General features: G+C 70.8%; 15 protein-coding genes and 3 tRNA genes. 5 read left to right on the plus strand and 13 right to left on the minus strand.

The genetic code is table 11. The features are described 5' to 3' along the window. Positions 1 to 232: 232 nt before the first annotated feature. From PBV52_RS14220 to PBV52_RS14235, 4 genes are all read right to left on the minus strand, one after another. Complete coding sequence (locus tag PBV52_RS14220; RefSeq protein ID WP_306801489.1) at positions 233 to 856, minus strand: ISL3 family transposase; 624 nt, start codon at positions 854 to 856, stop codon at positions 233 to 235. A gap of 949 nt (positions 857 to 1805) precedes the next feature. Beyond that, positions 1806 to 1882 (minus strand) — tRNA-Ile (locus PBV52_RS14225). Between the two features lie 179 nt (positions 1883 to 2061). Next, positions 2062 to 2134 (minus strand) — tRNA-Asn (locus tag PBV52_RS14230). Between the two features lie 5 nt (positions 2135 to 2139). Continuing rightward, positions 2140 to 2212 (minus strand) — tRNA-Asn (locus PBV52_RS14235). Between the two features lie 160 nt (positions 2213 to 2372). Here PBV52_RS14235 and PBV52_RS14240 point away from each other — a divergent pair. From PBV52_RS14240 to PBV52_RS14255, 4 genes are all read left to right on the plus strand, one after another. Then, complete coding sequence (locus PBV52_RS14240; RefSeq protein WP_274238716.1) at positions 2373 to 2681, plus strand: YtxH domain-containing protein; 309 nt, start codon at positions 2373 to 2375, stop codon at positions 2679 to 2681. Between the two features lie 176 nt (positions 2682 to 2857). Then, entirely contained in the window at positions 2858 to 4315 is a 1458-nt protein-coding gene (locus tag PBV52_RS14245; protein WP_274238717.1) for an FGGY-family carbohydrate kinase, read from the plus strand. A gap of 161 nt (positions 4316 to 4476) precedes the next feature. Beyond that, on the plus strand, positions 4477 to 6210 hold the full coding sequence (locus PBV52_RS14250; protein ID WP_274238718.1) for an ABC transporter ATP-binding protein: 1734 nt from the start codon (positions 4477 to 4479) through the stop codon (positions 6208 to 6210). Next, positions 6210 to 8138 carry an ABC transporter ATP-binding protein gene (locus PBV52_RS14255; protein WP_274238719.1) on the plus strand — a complete coding sequence of 643 codons (1929 nt, stop codon included), beginning with the start codon at positions 6210 to 6212 and terminating at the stop codon, positions 8136 to 8138. Before PBV52_RS14250 ends, PBV52_RS14255 begins: the two co-directional genes overlap by 1 nt. Before the next feature lie 155 nt (positions 8139 to 8293). Here the strand turns inward: PBV52_RS14255 and PBV52_RS14260 are convergent, their stop codons facing one another. From PBV52_RS14260 to PBV52_RS14280, 5 genes are all read right to left on the minus strand, one after another. Then, a complete protein-coding gene (locus PBV52_RS14260; RefSeq protein ID WP_274238720.1) occupies positions 8294 to 9622 on the minus strand; it encodes an RNA polymerase sigma factor in 1329 nt (442 codons plus the stop codon). Positions 9623 to 9736: 114 nt separating this feature from the next. After that, positions 9737 to 11653 carry a DNA primase gene (dnaG, locus tag PBV52_RS14265; protein WP_274238722.1) on the minus strand — a complete coding sequence of 639 codons (1917 nt, stop codon included), beginning with the start codon at positions 11651 to 11653 and terminating at the stop codon, positions 9737 to 9739. Positions 11654 to 11783: 130 nt separating this feature from the next. Continuing rightward, positions 11784 to 13049, minus strand: a complete 1266-nt coding sequence (locus PBV52_RS14270; RefSeq protein ID WP_274238723.1) for an NAD(P)/FAD-dependent oxidoreductase — start codon at positions 13047 to 13049, stop codon at positions 11784 to 11786. A 182-nt stretch (positions 13050 to 13231) separates the two neighbouring features. Then, a complete protein-coding gene (locus PBV52_RS14275) occupies positions 13232 to 14485 on the minus strand; it encodes a deoxyguanosinetriphosphate triphosphohydrolase (RefSeq protein WP_274238724.1) in 1254 nt (417 codons plus the stop codon). 78 nt (positions 14486 to 14563) lie between these two features. Beyond that, a complete protein-coding gene (locus tag PBV52_RS14280) occupies positions 14564 to 15451 on the minus strand; it encodes a sirohydrochlorin chelatase (RefSeq protein WP_274238725.1) in 888 nt (295 codons plus the stop codon). A 224-nt stretch (positions 15452 to 15675) separates the two neighbouring features. Between PBV52_RS14280 and PBV52_RS14285 the strand changes: the two genes are divergently transcribed. Then, positions 15676 to 16362: a vancomycin high temperature exclusion protein gene (locus PBV52_RS14285; RefSeq protein WP_274238726.1), complete on the plus strand. Its 687-nt coding sequence runs from the start codon at positions 15676 to 15678 to the stop codon at positions 16360 to 16362. Between the two features lie 57 nt (positions 16363 to 16419). On the opposite strand, the gene PBV52_RS14290 is transcribed toward PBV52_RS14285, so the two are convergent. The 4 genes from PBV52_RS14290 to PBV52_RS14305 form a co-directional block, all read right to left on the minus strand. Then, the gene (locus tag PBV52_RS14290; RefSeq protein WP_274238727.1) at positions 16420 to 17769 is read right to left on the minus strand and encodes a cytochrome P450; all 1350 of its coding nucleotides are present in this window, start codon (positions 17767 to 17769) and stop codon (positions 16420 to 16422) included. A gap of 203 nt (positions 17770 to 17972) precedes the next feature. Next, the gene (locus PBV52_RS14295; protein WP_274238729.1) at positions 17973 to 18740 is read right to left on the minus strand and encodes an enoyl-CoA hydratase-related protein; all 768 of its coding nucleotides are present in this window, start codon (positions 18738 to 18740) and stop codon (positions 17973 to 17975) included. Positions 18741 to 18768: 28 nt separating this feature from the next. Continuing rightward, a complete protein-coding gene (locus PBV52_RS14300) occupies positions 18769 to 20016 on the minus strand; it encodes a hypothetical protein (RefSeq protein WP_274238730.1) in 1248 nt (415 codons plus the stop codon). Next, complete coding sequence (locus PBV52_RS14305) at positions 20013 to 21557, minus strand: amino acid adenylation domain-containing protein (RefSeq protein WP_274238731.1); 1545 nt, start codon at positions 21555 to 21557, stop codon at positions 20013 to 20015. The genes PBV52_RS14300 and PBV52_RS14305 overlap by 4 nt, the downstream gene beginning before the upstream one ends. Positions 21558 to 21625: the final 68 nt, after the last annotated feature.

A 21625-nucleotide genomic window follows, 5' to 3' on the forward strand; every position in this document is an offset into this window, starting at 1 on the left:
GCTGGACCGCGCGGCGGCTGTGGCCCGCTTTCAGCAGCGTGTGGACGGCGGCGTGTGTGCTTCGGGTGCGGTCGGCGAACCGGTGCCCGGTCGGCCAGGGCGAGCCGGATGCGTCTTCCGCCCGGGCCTGTTCAGGCTCGGGCTCAGGTGCCTCGGGGACCAGGACGCACAGGCAGCGGCGGTGTTGTGCGTCGGTTCGCTCGGCGGCCTCGCTCAGGTTGTGCCAGAGGCGCTACCTGTCCGCGACCTGGACGGCCTGCGGTGCCCTGGCAGCAGCGCCTTCGGCGAAGAACGGGGCTCGGTCGCGGCAGACGACCTCGGCACCGGGCCGCTGCGCCAGCCATGCGGCCAGAGTCGGTGCCTCCCGATCGGGCAGCAGGTCGACGGGGCGCCGCGTCTCGATGTCGACGAGGACCGTGCCGTAGTGGCGGCCCTTGCGGGTGGCGTACTCGTCGACGCCGACCACCCGCGGCGCGGGCACTTCCGGCTCGGGAAGCGCGTCGATCAGGCGAAGGGCGGTGCTCCGGCTGATGGACATCCCAAGGACGGAGGCCAAGCGGGCACCAGCCCGGCCCGCCAGGGCAAGCCCCACTGCGGCCAGGGCCGAACGCTGACACTCGGTCCGCTGACCGTGCCGGCGGGTCAGACCCGGTATCTGCTCGACGAAGGTGCGTCGCACGCACGAGGCGTTCTGGCAGATGAACCGACGGACCCTCAGCTGGAGAACAACGCTTCGCCCGGCGCTCGGCAAATCAGCGGGAAACCGCAGGTAGGAACCATGGACCCGGTTCGACCAGACTCCGCACACCGGACACGTCGCGCCATCCATGGTGCAGTACGCATCGACGCGCACCATCGCGATGTTCACGGTCACCGACAGCACCGCAACGCCCGCGATCGACGGGAACAACAGCTCCTTCAACCGGAGCACGACCTCTTCCACGGCCCCGAACTGCCGGCCCAACCACCTTGACCACGGCTCAATTTCAGGCGACTTCGCGCGCCGCCACGAGAGGCTCAGCCATCACTCAGAATGACGGCCTCACAGAAGCTGAGCCAGAACCCCTACTCGTGAACAACGCCACTCCCCGCACCCGCGGGGATGATTCCAAGGCCAACGTCTACGCCGCGACGCTCGGGAGGTGCTCCCCGCACCCGCGGGGATGGTCCCTGCACGTTGATCTTCGCGGCCTCGTTGTCCGTGTGCTCCCCGCACCCGCGGGGATGGTCCCCTGCTGCGCCTCGCCCGTGAGAACGTCGGCATGTGCTCCCCGGGCCCGCGGGGGTCCCAGCTGGCGGCAGATGAATGCGTCGAGTGTTCCGTGCTCCTTGCACCCGCGGGGATGGTCCCTCGCCGGTGAGATGCGGGACTTGACCGACGTTGCGCTCCCCGCACACGCGGGGACGGTCCCCAGCCGTATGCCCTCGGCGTGGGCCTGCTCGCGTGCTCCTCGCACCCGCGGGGATGGTTCCAGTGACCGTTCACATGCAATGGCGCAGCACTCCTGCTCCCCGCGCCTGCGGGGATGGTCCCAGCCAGGCCGTGGCCGTGGGGCAGGGCGCCTAAACCTACTTTGAGTTGCAGGCAGCCCCTACCTGAACGACGGCTGCCCGGTGAATCACTCACCAGCCGTGGGACCGTCCACCACCGATCCCACCCCAAAAGCCCAGGTCACAAAGGTCCAGGGGTCTGGGGAACACACGAAGTCACGCTTTCGCCACACCGATTCCGGGCAGCCGCCACATGCGAACCCCCCTTCCAACCTCGTTTCCGAAGGTCAGAACGTTTCTGCATGGGTAACCACTGGTGGGGCGGGTGGGACTCGAACCCACGGCCGACGGATTATGAGTCCGCTGCTCTAACCGGCTGAGCTACCGCCCCATAGCGGCGTGTCGCGTACATGTGTGCGCGCCGTCTGCCGCAGCATAGCCGCTCATACGATCTCCTGCTTCGTATGGTCGACTTCGCATGCCCTGAAGGACTCCCCCGCGACCTGCACGGTTCCCGGGAATCGAGGGCGGACATGAAAAAGGACCCCGACGGGGTCCTCGTTCAGCATGCTCCCCCGACTGGACTCGAACCAGTAACCTGCCGGTTAACAGCCGGCTGCTCTGCCAATTGAGCTACGGAGGACCGAGCTCCCCCGACTGGACTCGAACCAGTAACCTGCCGGTTAACAGCCGGCTGCTCTGCCAATTGAGCTACGGAGGAATGCCTCGTTGCATCGAACGTACCTACCTGGGTATTCGCCAGGGGGCGTGCGCTCGCTGCGACACATACATTAGCGCAAGCAGGGGGGTGCTCCGCCAATCGGTTCCCCTCCGCGCCGACGCCGCACCAGGGACCTACGCAAAAGGGAAGGGTGGCCGCCATGCGCTACCGGCTCACGTTCGTCATCGGAGTCGCCGTCGGTTACGTGCTCGGCACGCGCGCCGGACGCGAGCGCTACGAGCAGCTGAAGAAGTCCGCGCGCCAGGTCGCGCAGAACCCCGCCGTCCGCAACACCGCGGAGTCGGCGGCACAGCAGGGCCGCCACTTCGCGGGCAAGGCGTACCACACGGTCACCGAGAAGGTGGGCGACCGAGTCCCCGAGACAGTGGCCGCACGAGTCCGCAGCCTGCGCGAACGCAGCGCCCACAACGGCGGCGCCGAGGACGACTGGGGCACCAGCAACACGTAGCAGCACGTCTGGGGCGCAGGGGACTGCAACGCCCCAAAGGGGCGCGGGGCTGTACCGACATGCGGCTCCGCCGCGTGGGCGCGACCAGCCACACACAGCCCGCACCCGAAACACGACCCCCACCCCCACGGCGCCCACGGCCCCAGCAAGCGCAGCGCTACGGCACAATTTGGGCCATGGGGATAGTCGCCGGGTTGGACAGTTCGCCCGATTTCACTCGCATCGTCGTCTGCGACACGGACACGGGCGCCGTGCTCAGGCAGGGGTACGCCCCGCATCCGGTGGAGTCGCCGGACGGCGGTGGCGCGCGCCCCTCCGACGTCGATCCGCAGGCCTGGCTGCTGTCCCTCGGGGAGGCGGCCGGCGGCGGGCTCCTCGAAGGTGTGCAGGCCATCGGCGTGTCGGCGCAGCAGAACGCGGTGGTCCCGCTCGACGCCCAGGGCAACACCGTGCGCCCCGCGATGGTCGGCGGCGACAAGCGGGCGCAGGTCGCGGCGGCCGATCTGATCGACGCGCTGGGCGGACGCGAGGCGTGGGCGCAGGCGGTGGGGTGTGTGCCGCAGGCCGCGCAGCCGGTGACCAAGTTGCGCTGGCTCGCCAAGACCGAGCCCGAGCACGCCGTACGCACCGCCGTCCTGCTGCAGGCGCACGACTGGCTGGTGTGGCAGCTTCTCGGGCGGCCCGTGAGAAGAACCACGGACCGGGGCGGGGCTTCCGGCACCGGCTACTGGTCGGCGGCCACCGGCACCTACCGTTCCGATCTCGTCGAGCTGGCGCTCGGCCACCAGGCGATGCTGCCCGAGGTGATCGGGCCGGCGGATGCGGCCGGTACGACCCCCGAGGGGCTCCTCATCTCCGCGGGGACCGGCGAGACCATGGCCGCCGCCTTCGGGCTCGGCATCGGGCTGGGCGATGCCGTCGTGTCGCTCGGCGCCTCCGGGTCCGTGATGGCCGTCCACCCCGAGGCCCTCGTCGACAGCTCCGGGATGATCACCTCCCTGGCCGACGCGACCGGCATGCACCTCCCGGTCGTCACCACCCTCAACGCCGTACGCACCCTGCGCGGCGCCGCCGAACTCCTCGGCGCGCCCGATCTGGAGAGCCTGTCCGACCTGGCGATGAAGTCGACGCCGGGGGCGCACGGACTCGTGCTGCTGCCCTATCTGGAAGGTGAGCGGACGCCGAGTCTGCCGCACACCGCGGGCACGCTGGCCGGGCTGCGGCGGGAGTCGATGAAGCCGGAGCATCTGGCGCGGGCCGCGTTCGAGGGCATGCTGTGCGGGCTCGCGGACGCGCTCGACGTGCTGCGCGGCCGGGGCGTCGAGGTGCGGCGGATCTTCCTCCTCGGGGCGGCCGCCGAACTGTCCGCCGTGCAGGCGGCGGCGCCCGCGCTGTTCGGGGTGCAGGTCGTCGTACCGCAGCCCGCGGACTACGCGGCGATCGGCGCCGCCCGGCAGGCCGCCTGGGCGCTCGGTGTGTCGCAGGGCTCGCTCGATCCGCGCACCCCGCCGGTCTGGCAGGGCGCGGCGGCGCAGGTCCTGGAGCCCGGCGAGGAGCTGGCGGTGGGGCAGGCGGTGCGGCAGCAGTTCGTGTCGGTGCGGGAGCAGACCCATCCCGGGGCGTTCCGGTCGTAGGGACGGCGTAGCGGAAGGTAAGAGACCGGTAGGACTCGCACCCGGAAGGCCGAACGGAGCCGCGCTGACGGCTTAATCAGTTGAGGTAACACCACCGGAGTGTTCGACGATAGGGGCCAAGGGCAACCAATCGCCCCGTCGTCGACTCCGAGAGAAGCAGCGTGCTCATACGACTTCTGCGCACCTACCTCAGGCCCTACCGAAAACCCATCGCCTGGCTGGTGCTGCTGCAGTTCCTGCAGACCTGCGCCACCCTCTACCTGCCGACGCTGAACGCGGACATCATCGACACGGGCGTCGTCAACGGCGACACCGGCTACATCCTGTCCTACGGCGCCCTGATGATCGGCATCTCGCTGGCGCAGGTCGTGTGCAACATCGGTGCCGTGTACTACGGCGCCCGGACCGCGGCCGCGCTCGGGCGGGACGTGCGGGCGGCCGTCTTCGACCGGGTGCAGTCGTTCTCGGCGCGTGAGGTCGGCCACTTCGGCGCGCCCTCGCTGATCACCCGTACGACCAATGACGTCCAGCAGGTGCAGATGCTGGCGCTGATGACGTTCACGCTGATGGTGTCGGCGCCGATCATGTGCGTGGGCGGCATCGTGCTGGCGCTCGGCCTGGATGTGCCGCTGTCCGCGGTGCTGGTCGCCGTGGTGCCCGTGCTCGGCATCAGTGTGACCTTGATCGTGCGGCGGCTGCGGCCGCTGTTCCGGACCATGCAGGAGCGCCTCGACACGGTGAACCGGGTGCTGCGCGAGCAGATCACCGGCAACCGGGTGATCCGTGCCTTCGTGCGCGACGAGTACGAGCAGCAGCGCTTCAGGAAGTCCAACGCCGAGCTCACCGAGATGGCGATGGGCACCGGCAAGCTGCTCGCGCTGATGTTCCCGATCGTCATGACGGTGATCAACCTGTCGTCGATCGCGGTGGTCTGGTTCGGGGCGCATCGCATCGACAGCGGCGGGATGCAGATCGGTGATCTGACCGCGTTCCTCGCCTATCTCATGCAGATCGTGATGTCCGTGATGATGGCCACCTTCATGTTCATGATGGTGCCGCGCGCGGAGGTGTGCGCCGAGCGCATCCAGGAGGTCCTGGACACGTCGTCGAGCGTGGTGCCGCCGGCCTCCCCCGTGCGGGAGCTGCGCCGGCACGGTCATCTGGAGATCCGGGGCGCCGGGTTCCGCTACCCGGGTGCCGAGGAGCCGGTGCTGAAGGCGATCGACCTGGTCGCGCTGCCGGGTGAGACGACGGCCGTGATCGGGTCGACCGGCAGCGGGAAGTCGACCCTGCTGGGGCTCGTCCCGCGGCTGTTCGACGCGACCGACGGGCGGGTGCTGGTGGACGGGGAGGACGTGGCGAGCGTCGATCCGCAGCTGCTGGCGAAGACCGTGAGCCTCGTACCGCAGCGGCCGTACCTGTTCGCCGGGACGGTGGCGACCAACCTCCGCTACGGCAATCCGGACGCCACGGACGAGGAGCTGTGGCACGCGCTGCAGGTGGCGCAGGCCAGGGAGTTCGTGGAGCGGCTGGAGGGCGGGCTCGACGCGCCCATCGCACAGGGCGGCACGAATGTGTCCGGTGGTCAGCGGCAGCGGCTGGCGATCGCGCGAACCCTCGTCCAGCGTCCGGAGATCTACCTCTTCGACGACTCCTTCTCCGCCCTCGACTACGCGACGGACGCGGCGCTGCGTGCGGCCCTCGCCCGCGAGACCTCCGATGCCACCGTCGTCATCGTCGCCCAGCGCGTGGCGACCATCCGGGACGCGGACCGGATCGTCGTGCTCGACGAGGGGCGGGTCGTCGGCACGGGCCGGCACCACGAGCTGATGGCGGACAACGAGACGTACCGGGAGATCGTGCTCTCCCAGCTGACGGAAGCGGAGGCTGCCTGATGGCCGGGCCGATGGGGCGGATGATGGCCGGCGGCGGCCCCGATCAGCACTCGCTGGACTTCAAGGTGTCGGGCAGGCGGCTGGTCGCCCAGTTCAAGCCCGAGCGGCTCACCATCTACGCGCTGCTGTTCTGCGTGGTCGTGAGCGTGGGCCTGTCGGTCGCCGGGCCGAAGATCCTCGGCGAGGCCACCGACCTGGTCTTCGCGGGCATCGTCGGGCGGCAGTTCGAGCCCGGGATGACCAAGGAGCAGGTCCTCGCGGCGATGCGGGAGCGCGGCGACGGCCAGATCGCCGACATGCTGCGCAGCACCGACTTCACGCCGGGCGAGGGCATCGACTTCGGCGCGGTGGGCAGTGTGCTGCTGTTCGCGCTCGCCGTGTTCGTCGTCGCCGGTCTGCTGATGGCGGTGGCGACGCGGCTGGTGAACCGGGCCGTGAACCGCACCATGTACCGGATGCGCGAGGACGTCCAGGTGAAGCTGTCGCGGCTGCCGCTGTCGTACTTCGACAAGCGCCAGCGCGGTGAGGTGCTGTCCCGGGCGACCAACGACATCGACAACATCGGGCAGACGCTGCAGCAGTCGATGGGCCAGCTCATCAACTCCGTGCTCACCATCATCGGTGTGCTGGCGATGATGTTCTGGGTGTCGTGGCTGCTGGCGCTGGTCGCGCTGGTGACCGTGCCGCTGTCGTTCGTGGTCGCCACACGGGTCGGCAAGCGGTCGCAGCCGCACTTCGTGCAGCAGTGGCGGTCGACCGGCAAGCTCAACGCGCACGTCGAGGAGATGTACACCGGGCACACCCTGGTGAAGGTGTTCGGGCGGCAGGAGGAGTCGGCCAAGCAGTTCGCCGAGCAGAACGAGGCGCTGTACGAGGCCGGGTTCAAGGCGCAGTTCAACAGCGGGATCATGCAGCCGCTGATGCTGTTCGTGTCGAACATCAACTACGTGCTGGTTGCGGTGGTCGGCGGTCTGCGGGTCGCGTCGGGCTCGCTGTCGATCGGTGACGTGCAGGCCTTCATCCAGTACTCGCGGCAGTTCTCGATGCCGCTGACGCAGGTCGCGTCGATGGCGAACCTCGTGCAGTCGGGTGTCGCGTCCGCCGAGCGGATCTTCGAGCTCCTGGACGCGGAGGAGCAGGAGGCGGATCCCGTACCCGGGGTGCGGCCGGAGGAGCTGCGGGGACGGGTGGCGCTGGAGGGGGTGTCCTTCCGGTACGACCCGGAGAAGCCGCTGATCGAGGACCTGTCGCTGGCGGTGGAGCCCGGGCACACGGTCGCGATCGTCGGGCCCACGGGTGCCGGCAAGACGACCCTGGTGAACCTGCTGATGCGGTTCTACGACGTCTCGTCCGGGCGCATCACCCTCGACGGGGTCGACATCGCGCGGATGTCCCGGGACGAACTGCGGGCCGGGATCGGGATGGTGCTGCAGGACACCTGGCTGTTCGGCGGCACGATCGCGGAGAACATCGCGTACGGGGCCTCGCGGAAGGTGACCCGGGGCGAGATCGAGGAAGCCGCGCGGGCCGCCCACGCCGACCGGTTCATCCGTACGCTGCCCGACGGGTACGACACGGTGATCGACGACGAGGGGTCGGGGGTCAGCGCGGGTGAGAAGCAGCTGATCACCATCGCTCGGGCGTTCCTGTCCGACCCGGTGATCCTGGTGCTGGACGAGGCGACGAGTTCCGTGGACACGCGGACCGAGGTGCTGATCCAGAAGGCGATGGCGAAACTGGCGCACGGGCGTACGTCGTTCGTCATCGCGCACCGGCTGTCGACCATCCGGGACGCGGACACGATCCTCGTCATGGAGAACGGGGCGATCGTGGAACAGGGCGCGCACGGCGAGCTGTTGGCGGCCGACGGGGCGTATGCGCGGTTGTACAAGGCGCAGTTCGCTCAGGCGGTGGCCGAGGTGGACTGAGTCGTGTTCGGGGATGCCACGTGGTGTCGTGGGGCGGCTGCGGGTCCGTTGTGGCTGGTCGCGCAGTTCCCCGCGCCCCTGAAGGGGCGTTAGCTGCACGCACCTAAGGGGCGCGGGGAACTGCGCGACCAGCCCCCACCGGCCCGCAGACGGCGTCAGTCCAGATAGCCCCTCAGCTGATCCGCAAACGCATGGTCCCTCAGCTTGTTGAGGGTCTTCGACTCGATCTGCCTGATCCGCTCCCGCGTCACGCCGAAGATGCGGCCTATCTCCTCCAGCGTGCGGGGGCGGCCGTCCGCCAGGCCGTAGCGGAGCTGGACGACCTTGCGTTCGCGTTCACCGAGAGTCGACAGGACCGCTTCCAGGTGCTCGCGCAGGAGCAGGAACGCCGCCGACTCGACCGGCGACGTCGCGTCGCCGTCCTCGATGAGGTCGCCCAGCGCCACGTCGTCCTCCTCGCCCACCGGGGCGTGCAGGGACACGGGTTCCTGGGCCAGGCGCAGGACCTCGCTGACGCGCTCGGGCAGGAGGTCGAGGTGGGCGGCCACCTCTTCCGGCGTCGGTTCGTAGCCGCGTTCCTGCAGCATGCGGCGCTGGACGCGGACGACCCGGTTGATCAACTCGACGACGTGGACCGGCACTCGGATGGTGCGGGCCTGGTCGGCGAGGGCACGGGACATGGCCTGGCGGATCCACCAGGTGGCGTACGTCGAGAACTTGTAGCCGCGGGCGTAGTCGAACTTCTCGACGGCCCGGATCAGGCCGAGGTTTCCCTCCTGGACGAGGTCCAGCATGGTCAGGCCGCGGCCGACGTACCTCTTCGCCACGGACACGACGAGCCGCAGGTTCGCCTCGATCAGCCGTCGCTTGGCCATCCGGCCCATGACGACCAGGCGGTCCAGGTCGAGGGCGAGCCGGCTCTCCAGATCGGGGGTGCTGCTCAGCTTCTCCTCGGCGAACAGGCCGGCCTCGACGCGGCGGGCGAGTTCGACCTCCTCGGCCGCGGTGAGCAGGGGGATGCGGCCGATCTCCCGCAGGTACTGGCGGAAGAGGTCGGAGGAGGGACCGCTGTTGTCGGCACGGGCGCGGGCCGGCAGCGGTGCTTCGACCGGCTCGGTGGCGTCGGTGGCGTCGGCGCCGTCCAGGGCCTCTGCGGGCGGTTCCGCGGGCTCGGGCGAGGCCTCCGGCTCCGCCTCGGGGTGGTGCGCGACACGGCTCTGCGGCGGCACCGCGGCGAGAACGTCGGCCTCCGCATCCGGCTCGGTGCTGTCAGCGCCGGCGGTGGTGGCGACGTCGGTCTGGATGAGGGTCTGGGTCTGCACGGGGGCGACCTCCAGGATGATCGCTGCCGAGGCATACGGCAGCGCTGCTTCGAGGGCGGAGTCGGCGGCCTCGCCGCTGTCCGTCCCGTACGCGATGAGCGGAACCGCGGGGGTGTGGGACCCGTGGGGAACGGATCGGCCGCGCTCCGAGGACTCAGGCACCGGAACCCAGTGTGGAGTACGACACATCGCCGCCACGAGGGGCGTGCGGCGACTTTTTGAGTCCGGTGCGTGACCGGGCGGTTACCCAGTCGTACGCGAATCCTCGCGTTTCCCTCAGAGCGCCGCCGCGCCCTGCCCCCGCAATGCCTGGTCGTACTGCTGCAACACCCACAGCTCGTTCTGCACGGCGGCCAGTTGGGCCGGGTCGCCGCCCGCGCCCAGGCGGGTCAGTTGGCTCTGGACGTCGCGGACGCGGCGTTCCACGGCGCGGCGGCGGACCGTCACGAGCTGTTCGCCGGCGTAGTTCTCGTCGACCGTCCTGCGCATGATCGCCTCGACCGCCAGCTCCGTGACCATCGCGCGGACCTGGTCGTCGGGGGCCGCCTCGCGGACGCGGACCAGGTACTCCTGCGCGTCCTGGATGCCGTACTCCGCGCCGCCCGCGTCCATGATCGCCTGGCGTACGGCGGCGTAGGGCGCGGCGGTGAACTCGTCGACGCCGTACGCGTCGAACGCCGGGGAGACCAACTCGGGGCGCTGGAGGGCGAGTTTGAGGAGTTCGCGTTCGGTGGCGTAGACGGGGTTGCGCAGGGTCAGGGCCGGGCCGGAGGTGCGGGGCCCGGAGGCGGCGTCGTACTGCTGCTGCGGGTTGCGGGATCCCGGGCCGGACGTCGGCGCCTGTCCTCTGCCGCCCCGGTCCCGCGCCCAACGCGCCAGCTGCGCCACCCGCTTCACCACGAACTGCGTGTCGAGGATGCCGAGCATGCCCGCGAGCTGGACGGCCACCTCGTGCTGGGCGCCGCTGTTCTTGATGCGGGCGACGATCGGCGCCGCCTCGTCCAGCGCCGCCGCGCGGCCCGCCGGGGTGTCGAGGTCGTAGCGCAGGACGATCTGGCGCAGCGCGAACTCGAAGAGCGGGGTACGCGGTTCGGCCAGGTCGGCGACCGCCTCGTCGCCCTTGGCCAGGCGCAGTTCGCAGGGGTCCATGCCGTCCGGCGCGATCGCGATGTACGTCTCGGCGGCGAACTTCTGGTCGTCCTCGAAGGCGCGCAGGGCCGCCTTCTGGCCGGCCGCGTCGCCGTCGAAGGTGAAGATGACGCGGGCCGAGCCGTTGTCCATCAGCAGCCGGCGGAGGATCTTGATGTGGTCGCCGCCGAAGGCCGTACCGCAGGTGGCGATGGCCGTGGTGACCCCGGCGAGGTGGCAGGCCATGACGTCCGTGTAGCCCTCGACGACGACCGCGCGGCTGACCTTCGCGATGTCCTTCTTGGCGAGGTCGATGCCGTAGAGGACCTGGGACTTCTTGTAGATGGCCGTGTCGGGGGTATTGAGGTACTTAGGGCCGTTGTCGGCCTCGTAGAGCTTGCGCGCGCCGAAGCCGACGACCTCCCCGCCGATGTCCCGGATCGGCCACATGAGGCGGCCCCGGAAGCGGTCGATCGGGCCGCGGCGGCCCTCCTGCGCGAGCCCGGACAGGAGGAGCTCCTTGTCGGTGAAGCCCTTGCCGCGGAGGTAGCGGGTGAGGTGGTCCCAGCCCTGGGGGCTGTACCCGACGCCGAAGTGGACGGCGGCGGCCTGGTCGAAGCCGCGCTCGGCGAGGAAGATGCGGCCGGTGTCGGCCTCGGGGCTGGTCGCCAGCTGCTCGGCGTACCACTCGGCGGCGATCTTGTGGGCCTCGACCAGGCGGATGCGTTCGCCGCGCTGGTGGGAGGGGTTGTACCCGCCCTCCTCGTAGCGCAGGGTGATGCCGGCCTGGGCGGCGAGCCGCTCGACCGCCTCGGAGAAGGAGAGGTGGTCGACCTTCATCACGAACGTGATGGTGTCGCCGCCCTCCTGGCAGCCGAAGCAGTGGAAGAGCCCCTTGCTCGGGCTGACCTGGAAGGACGGCGACTTCTCGTCATGGAAGGGGCAGAGCCCCTTGAGGTTCCCGCCGCCCGCGCCGCGCAGCTGGAGGTACTCGGACACCACGGCGTCGATCGGGACCGCGTCCCGAACAGCCTTCACGTCCTCGTCGTTGATCCGTCCTGCCACGAGGTGATTCTACGGGGCAGAACTGACACTCCCGGGGCCAGATGCCCTCCCGGCCGGGGGTCCGGCCCGCCGCGCAGCGGCTGTCGGATGCAGCGCCCCCGGGAAATGCAGCACGGGGGTGGACTGACACCTACGGGACGAGGTCTTCGAGCGGAATGTGCGGGTCCGCCAGGGTCTCGGTGTTCACCTGTGCCTTCGAGCGGATCAGCTGCTGAATGGGGTCTGTGACATCCCACACGTTCACATTCATCCCGGCCAGGACCCGGCCGTCCTTGACCCAGAACGCGATGAACTCCCGCTTGCCCGCGTCGCCCCGGATCACCACCTCGTCGTACGTCCCCGGGGGCGCCCAGCCGGAGTACTCCATGCCCAGGTCGTACTGGTCGGAGAAGAAGTAGGGCACGCGGTCGTAGGTGACGTCCTGCCCGAGCATCGCCCGCGCCGCCGCCGGGCCGCCGTTGAGCGCGTTGGCCCAGTGCTCCACGCGCAGCCGGGTGTCGAACAGGGCGTGCGGGAAGGAGGCCACGTCGCCGGCCGCGTAGATGTCGGGGTCGGAGGTGCGCAGCCGCTCGTCGACCACGACGCCGCGGCCATGGGCGCGGTCGGCGATCTCCAGCCCCGCCGCCTCCGCGAGGCCGATGCGCGGGGCCGCGCCGATCGCCGCCAGGACGTCGTGCGCGGGGTGCTCCTCGCCGTCGTCGGTGCGGGCGGCCAGCACCATGCCGTCCTGGCCGACGATCTCCGTCAGCCGCCGGCCGAAGTGGAAGCGCACCCCGTGCTCGCGATGCAGCTCGGCGAAGACGGCGCCCAGCTCGGGGCCGAGGACGCCGTGCAGCGGGGTCGGGTTGTGCTCGACGACGGTGACCTCGGCGCCGTACTCCCGGGCCGCCGCCGCGACCTCCAGGCCGATCCAGCCGGCGCCGGCGATCACGATGTGCCCGTTGTCCCGGCCGAGCGAGGCGAGGACGCCCTTGAGGCGCTCGGCGTGCGCGAGGCGGCGCAGGTGGTGGACGCCGGCCAGGTCCGTGCCCGGGATGTCCAGGCGGCGCGGCTCGGCGCCGGTGGCCAGCAGCAGCTTGTCGTAGTGGACGACGGTGCCGTCCTCGCCGAACCGCACCGTCTTCGCCGTACGGTCGATCGCGTCGACGGTCTGGCCGAGGTGCAGCTCGATGTCGTTGCGCGCGTACCAGGCGGGCTCGTGCACGAAGACGCTGTCGCGCTCCTCCTTGCCGAGGAGATAGCCCTTGGACAGGGGCGGCCGTTCGTACGGGTGGTCGCGCTCGTCGCAGATCAGTATCACCCGCCCGGTGAAGCCCTCCGCGCGGAGCGTCTCGGCCGCCTTCGCTCCGGCGAGTCCGCCTCCGACGATGACGAATGTCTGATCCGCGTCGACCACTTGATGCCTCCTCGTAAGGTGCCGCCACACGAGCGTCCCGCACGCAGCGTGATGCGGGAAGAGGGGGTGACCCGATCAGGCCACGCAGGGTCACTTTCGAGTGCCCGTTCGCCCCGGGCGTCTCACCCGTCACGAGCGGGCGATCGCGCCCTGAACGGTGCGCTCCGGACCCGCCAGATCGGCTAGATCCGCTGGGTGAGCCGCGTGTGCAGGGAGCGGGCCGAGGCGTCCGTCAGGGAGGCGATCTGGTCGACGATCACGCGTTTGCGGGCGCGGTCGTCGGCTGCCGTGTCGAACAGGGCCCGGAACTGCGGGTCCAGCCCCTCGGGCGCGCGGGCGGTGAGCGCCTCGGCCAGTTCGGCGACCACGATCCGCTGGTCGGCGCGCAGCCGCTCCTGCTCGGCGCGCTGCATGACGTACCGGTCGGCGACGGCCTTGAGGACCGCGCACTCCATTCGGGTCTCGTGCGGTACGACGAGTTCGGCGCCGTAGCGGGTGAGCCGGCCGCTGCCGTATGCCGCGCGGGTGGCGCTCTCGGCGGCCAGGCAGAACCGGCCGATGAGCTGGCTGGTGGCGTCCTTGAGGCGGGCCTGGGCGACGGCCGAACCGTCGTAGCCGTGCGGCCACCACGGTTCTTCCTGGAGCCGGTCGAGGGCGGCGGAGAGTTCAGCCGGGTCGGTGTCCTCAGGGACGTACCGTCCGACGGCGACCGCGAAGACCGCCTGGCGTTCCGGCTCGGCGTGCAGGCAGTTGGGGTCGATGTGGCCGGCGTGCAGGCCGTCCTCGACGTCGTGCACGGAGTACGCCACGTCGTCGGACCAGTCCATGACCTGGGCCTCGAAGGTGGTGCGGGCGGCGGGGGCGTCCTTGCGGACCCAGTCGAAGACGGGGCGGTCGTCTTCGTAGACGCCGAACTTCGGGGACGTCGGGGCGGTGGGGTGGGCGCCGCGGGGCCAGGGGTACTTGGTGGCGGCGTCGAGGGTGGCTCGGGTGAGGTTGAGGCCTACCGAGCCCTCCGGGGTGAAGCGTTTGGGTTCGATGCGGGTGAGGAGTCTCAGGGACTGGGCGTTGCCCTCGAAGCCGCCGCAGTCCTCGGCGAATTCGTTGAGCGCGACTTCGCCGTTGTGGCCGAAGGGAGGGTGGCCGAGGTCGTGGGAGAGGCAGGCGGCTTCGACCAGGTCGGGGTCGCAGCCGAGGGCCGCGCCCAGCTCGCGGCCGACCTGGGCGCACTCCAGGGAGTGGGTGAGGCGGGTGCGGGGGCTCGGGTCCCAGGCGTGGCTGTGGGTTCCGGGTGTCACCACTTGGGTCTTGCCGGCGAGGCGGCGGAGCGCTGCGCTGTGCAGTACGCGGGCGCGGTCGCGTTGGAAGGCCGTGCGGCCTGGGCGTTTGTCGGGTTCGGGGGCCCAGCGTTCGACTGCCGACTCGTCGTAGTACATGCACCGACAGTACGGGCAGGCACTGACAAATGGGGGGACGGTGTTTCGCCCAGGAAGGACGTTCCGTCGCCCGGTGATTCAAGCCGATGCCAATTCCGGTGCTGTGGTGGCCGGCGTCGTCAGCATCTGGTCGTAGCGGTGGAGGAGCAGGCGTGCCATCGCCTGGTGTGTGCCCAAGGGGGCCGAGGCGATCCACTGGGCCGCCTCCGCGCACTCCGTCGCGAAGCGGCCGGGGGCCGTGAAGTAGGAGGACACCGCCACCCTTGTGCGGCCTCGGGCGGCCAGCGCGCGGATGGCGTCGGGGACCGTCGGGGCCGCCGTCGTCGCGTACGCGGGGACCACCGGGACGCCCAGGCGGTTGGCGAGGAGCTGGGCCGTGTGGGCCGTGTCGAGCTTCGACTCGGGGTCGCGGGAACCTGCTGCTGCCAGGACCACCGCGCTCCTGCGGCGGGTGGGCTCGTCCAGCCGGGTGCGCCAGCCGGCCTCGACCAGGCGGGCGTACAGGGCCTCCACCAGCAGGGGGTGCGGGCCGAGCGCGCCGGCCACGCGTGCGCGTACCTGCGACTCGGCGGCCATCTCGGGGATGTCCCGCTTGATGTGGTAGCCGCGGCTGAGCAGGAGCGGGACGAGGATCGCCTCGCGGTCGCCGAGGGAGGCGAGGGTGTCCGGGAGCAGGGGCTCGTTCAGCTCGATGTGGCCGAGGTGGACCGGCAGCCCGGGGCGCAGCGCGCGGACGTTGTCGAGGAGCGCGCGTACGGTGCTCAGGGCGCGCGGGTCGCGGCTGCCGTGGGCCACGACGACGAGCGCGGGCGGGTGCGGGCGCCGCCTGCCGTCGAGCGAGACGAGGCTGAGCTGGCTGGCGAGCTGGCTGCTGATCCGGTTCATGATGTGCGCCGTACTGTCGAGGTGGGCCCCCGGGCCGGGGAGGGTCGTGGACTCGTCGTGAATCGGGTTCGACGCCGTCATGAACCGATGGTGGCGGCGCGACGTTGCCTCCCCGTTGCGCCTGAATAACGGGTTTTTACACCGGGTTCACGGTGGGGTGCCAGGGCGGTGTGAGGTGGTGTGACCTGCGCGTTCGAGGGGCGAAGTGAACCTGGTCACGTAGGTGGTGGTGAACCGCGGGGGCTGACAGGACGTCCCTGACTGTCGAGAAGAGGCGGTCAGTCGACCGGGGAGGGACCCACCAGATGCGCCGACCGAAGCTGTCCCGACCACGACTGCCACGCACCCGTGCGGGGCAGCGGCGGCTGGTGCAGGCCGTGATGGCGGGGTGCGTGCTGGCGCTGCTTCCGGCCACCTGGATGTACGTCGTGACCGGGGACCGGCTGCGCACGACGGCCGACGTGCCGCGCACCGACGTCGCCGTCGTCTTCGGTGCCGGTCTGTGGGAGGGCGAGCCGTCGCCGTACCTCGCGCACCGGCTCGACGCGGCGGCCGAGCTGTACCGGGCGGGCCGTATCGAGGTCGTCCTCGTCACCGGCGACAACAGCCGCGAGGACTACGACGAGCCCGACGCCATGCGCACGTATCTGACCAGGCACGGCGTGCCCGACTCGCGCATCGTCAGCGACTACGCCGGCTTCGACACCTGGGACTCCTGCGTCCGCGCGAAGAAGATCTTCGGCGTCGACGAGGCGGTGCTGATCAGCCAGGGCTTCCACATCCGGCGAGCGGTCGCGCTGTGCCAGGAGGCGGGGGTGGCGTCGTACGGCGTCGGGGTCGACGCCAAGCACGACGCGACCTGGTACTACGGCGGCACCCGGGAGATCTTCGCGGCGGGCAAGGCGGCCCTGGACGCCGTCTTCGAGCCGGACCCCCGGTTCCTCGGGCGGAAGGAACCCGGGGTGACCCAGGCGCTCGCCACGCAGCGGTAGGGGCGTCGACGAGTTCACCGCTCTCCTCGACGAACTGGACGATCTCGAGCAGAGCCCTCAGCTGTTTCGGGGACGGACGGTCATCCGCAGGGCGCGCGGCCGTACGGTGAGCCGGGCGACCTGGCGGATGACCTGGCCCTCGGCGAGTTCCAGCCGTACCGAACGCAGCATCGTCGCGAGCGCCGTGACCATCTCGGTGAGGGCGAGACGGTCCCCCATGCACTTGTGCTTGCCGTCCCCGAAGGGCAGGAACGCGCCCGGCGGAGGCTCCTGCGCGGGGTCGGTCCACCGGTCCGGGTCGAAGATGTGCGGGTCGGGGAAGCGCTCGGGGTCGCGGTGCAGGGCGTGCTGGCAGTAGGCCAGTTCGGTGCCGGCGGGCAGCGTCCACTCGCCGAGCCGGGTCTCCTCGGTGGTGCGGCGGGTGACCAGCCAGCCGGGGTGGTGCAGCCGCAGGGTCTCGGTGATCACCCGGTTCAGGTACGGCAGCCGGGTCACGTCGTCGAAGGCGACCGGCCGCTCGCCGACGACCTCGTCCAGCTCGGCGAGGATGCGGGCCTCGATCTCCGGGTGACGGGCGAGTTCGTACAGGGTCCAGGACAGCACCGACGCGGTGGTCTCGGTGCCCGCCACGGCCAGGGTGAGGATCTCGGAGCAGATCTGATGCCCGGTCAGCGGCTCGCCGGTCTCCTCGTCGACGGCGCGCAGCAGCAGCATGGAGAGCATGTCCCCGGTGTCGTGCCCGGAGGCCTGCAGTTCGTCGACGGCGGTGTTGATGGTGGCGCGTACGCCGTCCCGGGCCCGGTCGAAGCGGCGGTTGAAAGGCAGCGGCAGGCGCTCGGCCCAGTCGGGCAGCATGATGCGCACACCGACGTCGTTCAACACCACCGACAGGTCGCTGCGCAGCCGGCGGAAGACGGCGTCGTCGAGGCTGCCGGCGAACACCGTCTTGGCCAGCATGTCGAGGCTGAGCCCGACCATCGCCTCGCGTACGTCGAGGTTCTGCCCGGGCTCCCAGCCGGCGACCGTGGTGGCCACCTCGGCGCGCATGATGTCGACGTACCGGCTGATCTCGGCGTGGGCGAACGCCGGTTGGACCTGGCGGCGTTTGCGTACGTGGGTCCGGCCGGTGGCGGTGACGACACTGTCGCCCAGCAGCTGGCCCAGCTTGTCGTAGAGCCGGCCCTTGTCGAGGGTGGGCGCCAGGGCCTTGAGCATCTGGTGGATCAGGGCCGGGTCCTGGACCACGATGGTGCGCGTCCCGGGCTGCAGGACGATCTCGACGAGTGGTTCCCGTGTGTCGCGCAGCGAGTCGATGAAGCCGAGGTTGTCGCGCATTTTCAGAGCGTGGCCGATGAACGGGAGCGATCCTGCGGCTCGAGGTATGGGGGGAGGCGCAGTGGACGGCACGGGTCATCCCTTCAGGGCGGTTATGGGCGCCCCTATGCCTTCCCTGACCTTTCCCCAACGCAATCCTGTCATGAACGTGTCCTACGCCACGTGGGACGGGAAGGGCTGCGACACGGCCGCGTGGGTCAGCGCGCCGACGGCCGCGGATGTGGCCGACGGAACCGTACACATCGCACCGCCGGCCACACCGCATGGCGGGAGCCTCAGCGCCCCTTGAAGACGGGCGCCCGTTTCTCCAGGAACGCGGTCATGCCCTCCTTCTGGTCATCGGTCGCGAACAGGGCGTGAAAGACGCGGCGTTCGAAGAGGAGGCCGTCACGCAGGCCGGTTTCGAGGGCCTGGTCGACGCACTCGCGGGCCGCCGTGACGGCCGCGCGGCCGTACGAGGCGATCGTCGCCGCCGCTCGCAGGGCCTCCGGCAGGACCTGGTCGTCCGGGACGACCCGGGAGACCAGACCGCAGCTTCCGGCCTCCCGTGCGTCCATCGTGCGGCCGGTGAGGATCAGGTCCATCGCCTTCGCCCGGCCGACGAGTCGGGTCAGGCGCTGGGTGCCGCCGATGCCGGGGATCACGCCGAGCTTGATCTCCGGCTGACCGAAGACCGCCGACTCCCCCGCGATGACGAGATCGCACATCATCACCAGCTCGCAACCGCCGCCCAGCGCATAGCCGTTGACGGCGGCGATCTTCGGGGTGCGCAGGGCCGTGAAGGCCTCCCAGCCCGCGAAGTAGTCCTCGGCCGCCATCTCCGCCGCCGTCTTCCCCGCCATCTCCTTGATGTCGGCGCCGGCCGCGAACACCTTGTCCGAGCCGGTGACGACGAAGCAGCCCACCTGGGGGTCCTGGTCCAACGGGCGCAGTGCGTCGAGGAGTTCGGCCAGCAGGTCGCTGCTGAGGGCGTTGAGCACGTGCGGGCGGTGCAGGCGTACGGTCACCACGGCGCCGTCGCGTTCGATCTTGAGGTTGTTCATCTTCAGCTCCCCTGCGCAGAGTGCGGAGTTACGAGTCCCAGATCGCGCCGTAAGCCGGAATCCCGCGCCGCTCCAGGCCGTGCACCACCTGCCAGGTGAGCTTCTTGTTGGAGATGCAGATGACGGCCTCGGCCCCGAAGTCGCGGTATGCCTCGTACGCCAGCCTCACCATGTCGGGCTTGCCGTGCCGGGAGGTGTCCCAGATCAGGGCGTGCGGCTGGACGGCGAGGATCTCGTCGACCAGGGCGTCGCCGTAGGTGGTGCGCGGGTCGCGGGTCGCCCAGACCAGGCGGGAGGGGACCTCGGCGGCAAGGAGGTGCGGGAGGCAGGGGCCGATGCCGCTGCCGGTGGCGACGTAGACCACCTTCTTGAACAGGGTCTCGATGTTGGCGACTCCGGCCGTCGTGATGCCCTTGACCCAGACCCGGGCGGGCAGGTCGTCGATGAAGGCGCCCGTCCAGTCCCCGGCGCGCGAGATGGTGAGCCGGAAGCCGGGCTCGCCGGGTGCCGGGACGTTGGCGAAGGAGTGCCACTCCTTCAGCGGGCTGCGGCTGATCGCCGTCGAGGAGCCCGCGAAGGGGGTCTCGCCGTGGTCGAAGCGGGCCAGTACGACGTGCGGGGAGGGGCGTTCCAGGCGTACGTCCACCTTGCGCAGCCGCAACCAGGGCAGGGCGACGCTGAAGGTGACGAGCGCGAGCACCGTGAGCGGAACGGGGCCGGACGACGACAGCAGGGTGTGCGCCCAGAACAGGATCAGGGCCGTCCAGCCGCCGAAGCGGTGGATCTTCTCGAAGTGGTCGTGGTGGCGGGAGCGGAAGGGCGGGAGCGCGGTGGCGACGATCAGCGCAAGAAGGGCCAGCAACGTCCAGCTCACGGCCATGAGCGGGCCGTTGGTCGTGGTGACCGCCAGCGCCAGGAACCACGCCGTCCCCGCCAGCGCCCCGCCCACGTGCAGCCCGCCGAAGTGGTACACCTTGCCCAGCGACCAGCGGACCTTCAGCGGCCAGGTGGTCGGCGCCCAAGTGGCCAGCCTGAAGAAGAGGTTGATCACGTACTGCTGGCGCACGAGGACGGCGAGGGCGAGGTTCGCCAGTGCCGCGTGGCCCAGGGTCGGCGTCGACAGGGGCCAACCTGCCCACAGGAAGGCCAGGTTGGCGGTGAGCACCAGGGCCGCCAGGCGGTTGTGGTGCATCAGGCGGGGGTGCTTGAGCAGGCGGCGCGGGCCTGGGATCAGCGGCGGCAGATCGACGGCCGGACGGTTGAGGGACGTGGTCATCGGGCCGCCCCCTGAAGCGTCCGCTCCTGCGCCATCCGCAGCAGCGCCGGTTTGTCGATCTTGCCGCGGTCGGTCTCCGGCAGTGATGGCAGGGGCATGACACTCTCGGGCACGCAGTAGTACGGCAGCGCCTCCGCCACCGCGCGGCGGGCCCCGTCCGGGTCGACGTCCGCGGGGCAGACGAAGGACACCAGGGTCCGCGCGTCCCGCTGCAAGGTCACCGCGCGCAGACAGCCCTCGACCGACTCCAGCACCGAGGAGACGGAGTCGAGCTCGACCCGGAAGCCGCGCACCTTGACCTGGTCGTCGGTGCGCCCGAGGTGTTCGAGCTCGCCGCCCGGGGTCCAGCGGCCGAGGTCACGGGTGCGGAACATACGGCGGCCGGCGCCGAGAAAGGGGTCCGGGGCGTAGCGCTCGGCGTTCAGGGCGTCGTTGTCCAGGTAGCCGGCCGAGACGCAGTCGCCGCCCGCCCACATCTCCCCCACCTCGCCGAGGGGCAGGGGGCGGCGGTCGGCGTCGAGGACGTAGACCGTGTTGTTGGGGGTCGGGCGGCCGATGGTGAGCAGTGGGTCGCACGGGTGATGGAGATGCATCGTGTTGACGATGGTCGTCTCGGTCGGCCCGCAGCAGTTGTGGAAGGCGGCGTGCCGGGCCCACCGGTCGGCGAGCGGGCGCGGGCAGGGCTCACCGGCGACGGCGACCGTGTGGACGCGCGGGCAGGTCGCCGGGTCGATGCCGGACAGCACGGTCGGGGTCGCGATCAGCACGTCGGCCGTACGGGCGGCCGCGGCGACGTCCTTGCCGCGGATGACGAGGGTGCCGCCGTGAGTGAGGCAGCCGAGGACCTCCCAGGCGGCCATGTCGAAGGCGACGTTGAGGAGCTGGGCCACCCGGTCGCCGGGGCGGATGCCGAGGCCGCCGGGTTCGGTGAGGAGGATGTTGGCGACGTTGCGGTGGGTGACCTTCACGCCGTTGGGCCGACCGGTGGTGCCGGAGGTGAAGAGGACGTAGCAGCCGTCGTCGGGCCGGGGCGCGGTGCGGGGTCGCGGGGCGTACGGCTGTGGCTCGTCCAGCGTGATCATCAGGTGGCCGTCGGGCAGCGGCACCCGGTGGGCGTGCTCGGCGGCCGTGAGGACGACGCGGGTGCGGGCGGTGCGGACGACGTGGGCGAGCTGGTGCGGGGGCGCGACGCCGATGTCCTGCGGGACGTAGGCGGCGCCCGCCTTCAGGATGCCGAGCAGGCCGACGAGCATCGGGATCGAGCGGCGTACGAAGAGTCCGACGTGGTCACCGGGGCGTACGCCCTCTCGGGCGAGGCGGGCGGCGACGGCGTCGGCGCGGCGGTCGAGCTCGCCGTAGGTGATGCGGTCGCCCAGGTGCTCGGCGGCGATGGCGTGCGGGGCGGCGGCGGCCCGGCGTTCGACGGCGCGGTGGACGAGCGGGTCGGGGACGGGGACGGTGGGGCCGCGGCCGTACTGCCAGAACAGGCGCTGGTCGCGGGGAGGCAGGTGGCCCAGGGGGCCGGGAGGGCGCAGGGGCATGGTCGGGGGACCTCCTGGCGGGCTGTTTCGAGATGACGGTTTGCCGTGCGGGCATGCCCGGTATGTCG

The organism is Streptomyces sp. T12 (assembly GCF_028736035.1).
Taxonomy (GTDB): domain Bacteria; phylum Actinomycetota; class Actinomycetes; order Streptomycetales; family Streptomycetaceae; genus Streptomyces.

Bases quoted from the DNA above. Each gene is read 5' to 3' on its own strand.
- PBV52_RS14305 (WP_274238731.1), bottom strand. From the start codon at position 21,557: ATGCCCCTGCGCCCTCCCGGCCCCCTGGGCCACCTGCCTCCCCGCGAC.
- PBV52_RS14240 (WP_274238716.1), top strand. From the start codon at position 2,373: ATGCGCTACCGGCTCACGTTCGTCATCGGAGTCGCCGTCGGTTACGTG.
- PBV52_RS14285 (WP_274238726.1), top strand. From the start codon at position 15,676: ATGCGCCGACCGAAGCTGTCCCGACCACGACTGCCACGCACCCGTGCG.
- PBV52_RS14220 (WP_306801489.1), bottom strand. From the start codon at position 856: ATGGTGCGCGTCGATGCGTACTGCACCATGGATGGCGCGACGTGTCCG.
- PBV52_RS14275 (WP_274238724.1), bottom strand. From the start codon at position 14,485: ATGTACTACGACGAGTCGGCAGTCGAACGCTGGGCCCCCGAACCCGAC.
- PBV52_RS14245 (WP_274238717.1), top strand. From the start codon at position 2,858: ATGGGGATAGTCGCCGGGTTGGACAGTTCGCCCGATTTCACTCGCATC.
- PBV52_RS14295 (WP_274238729.1), bottom strand. From the start codon at position 18,740: ATGAACAACCTCAAGATCGAACGCGACGGCGCCGTGGTGACCGTACGC.
- PBV52_RS14280 (WP_274238725.1), bottom strand. From the start codon at position 15,451: ATGACGGCGTCGAACCCGATTCACGACGAGTCCACGACCCTCCCCGGC.
- PBV52_RS14300 (WP_274238730.1), bottom strand. From the start codon at position 20,016: ATGACCACGTCCCTCAACCGTCCGGCCGTCGATCTGCCGCCGCTGATC.
- PBV52_RS14255 (WP_274238719.1), top strand. From the start codon at position 6,210: ATGGCCGGGCCGATGGGGCGGATGATGGCCGGCGGCGGCCCCGATCAG.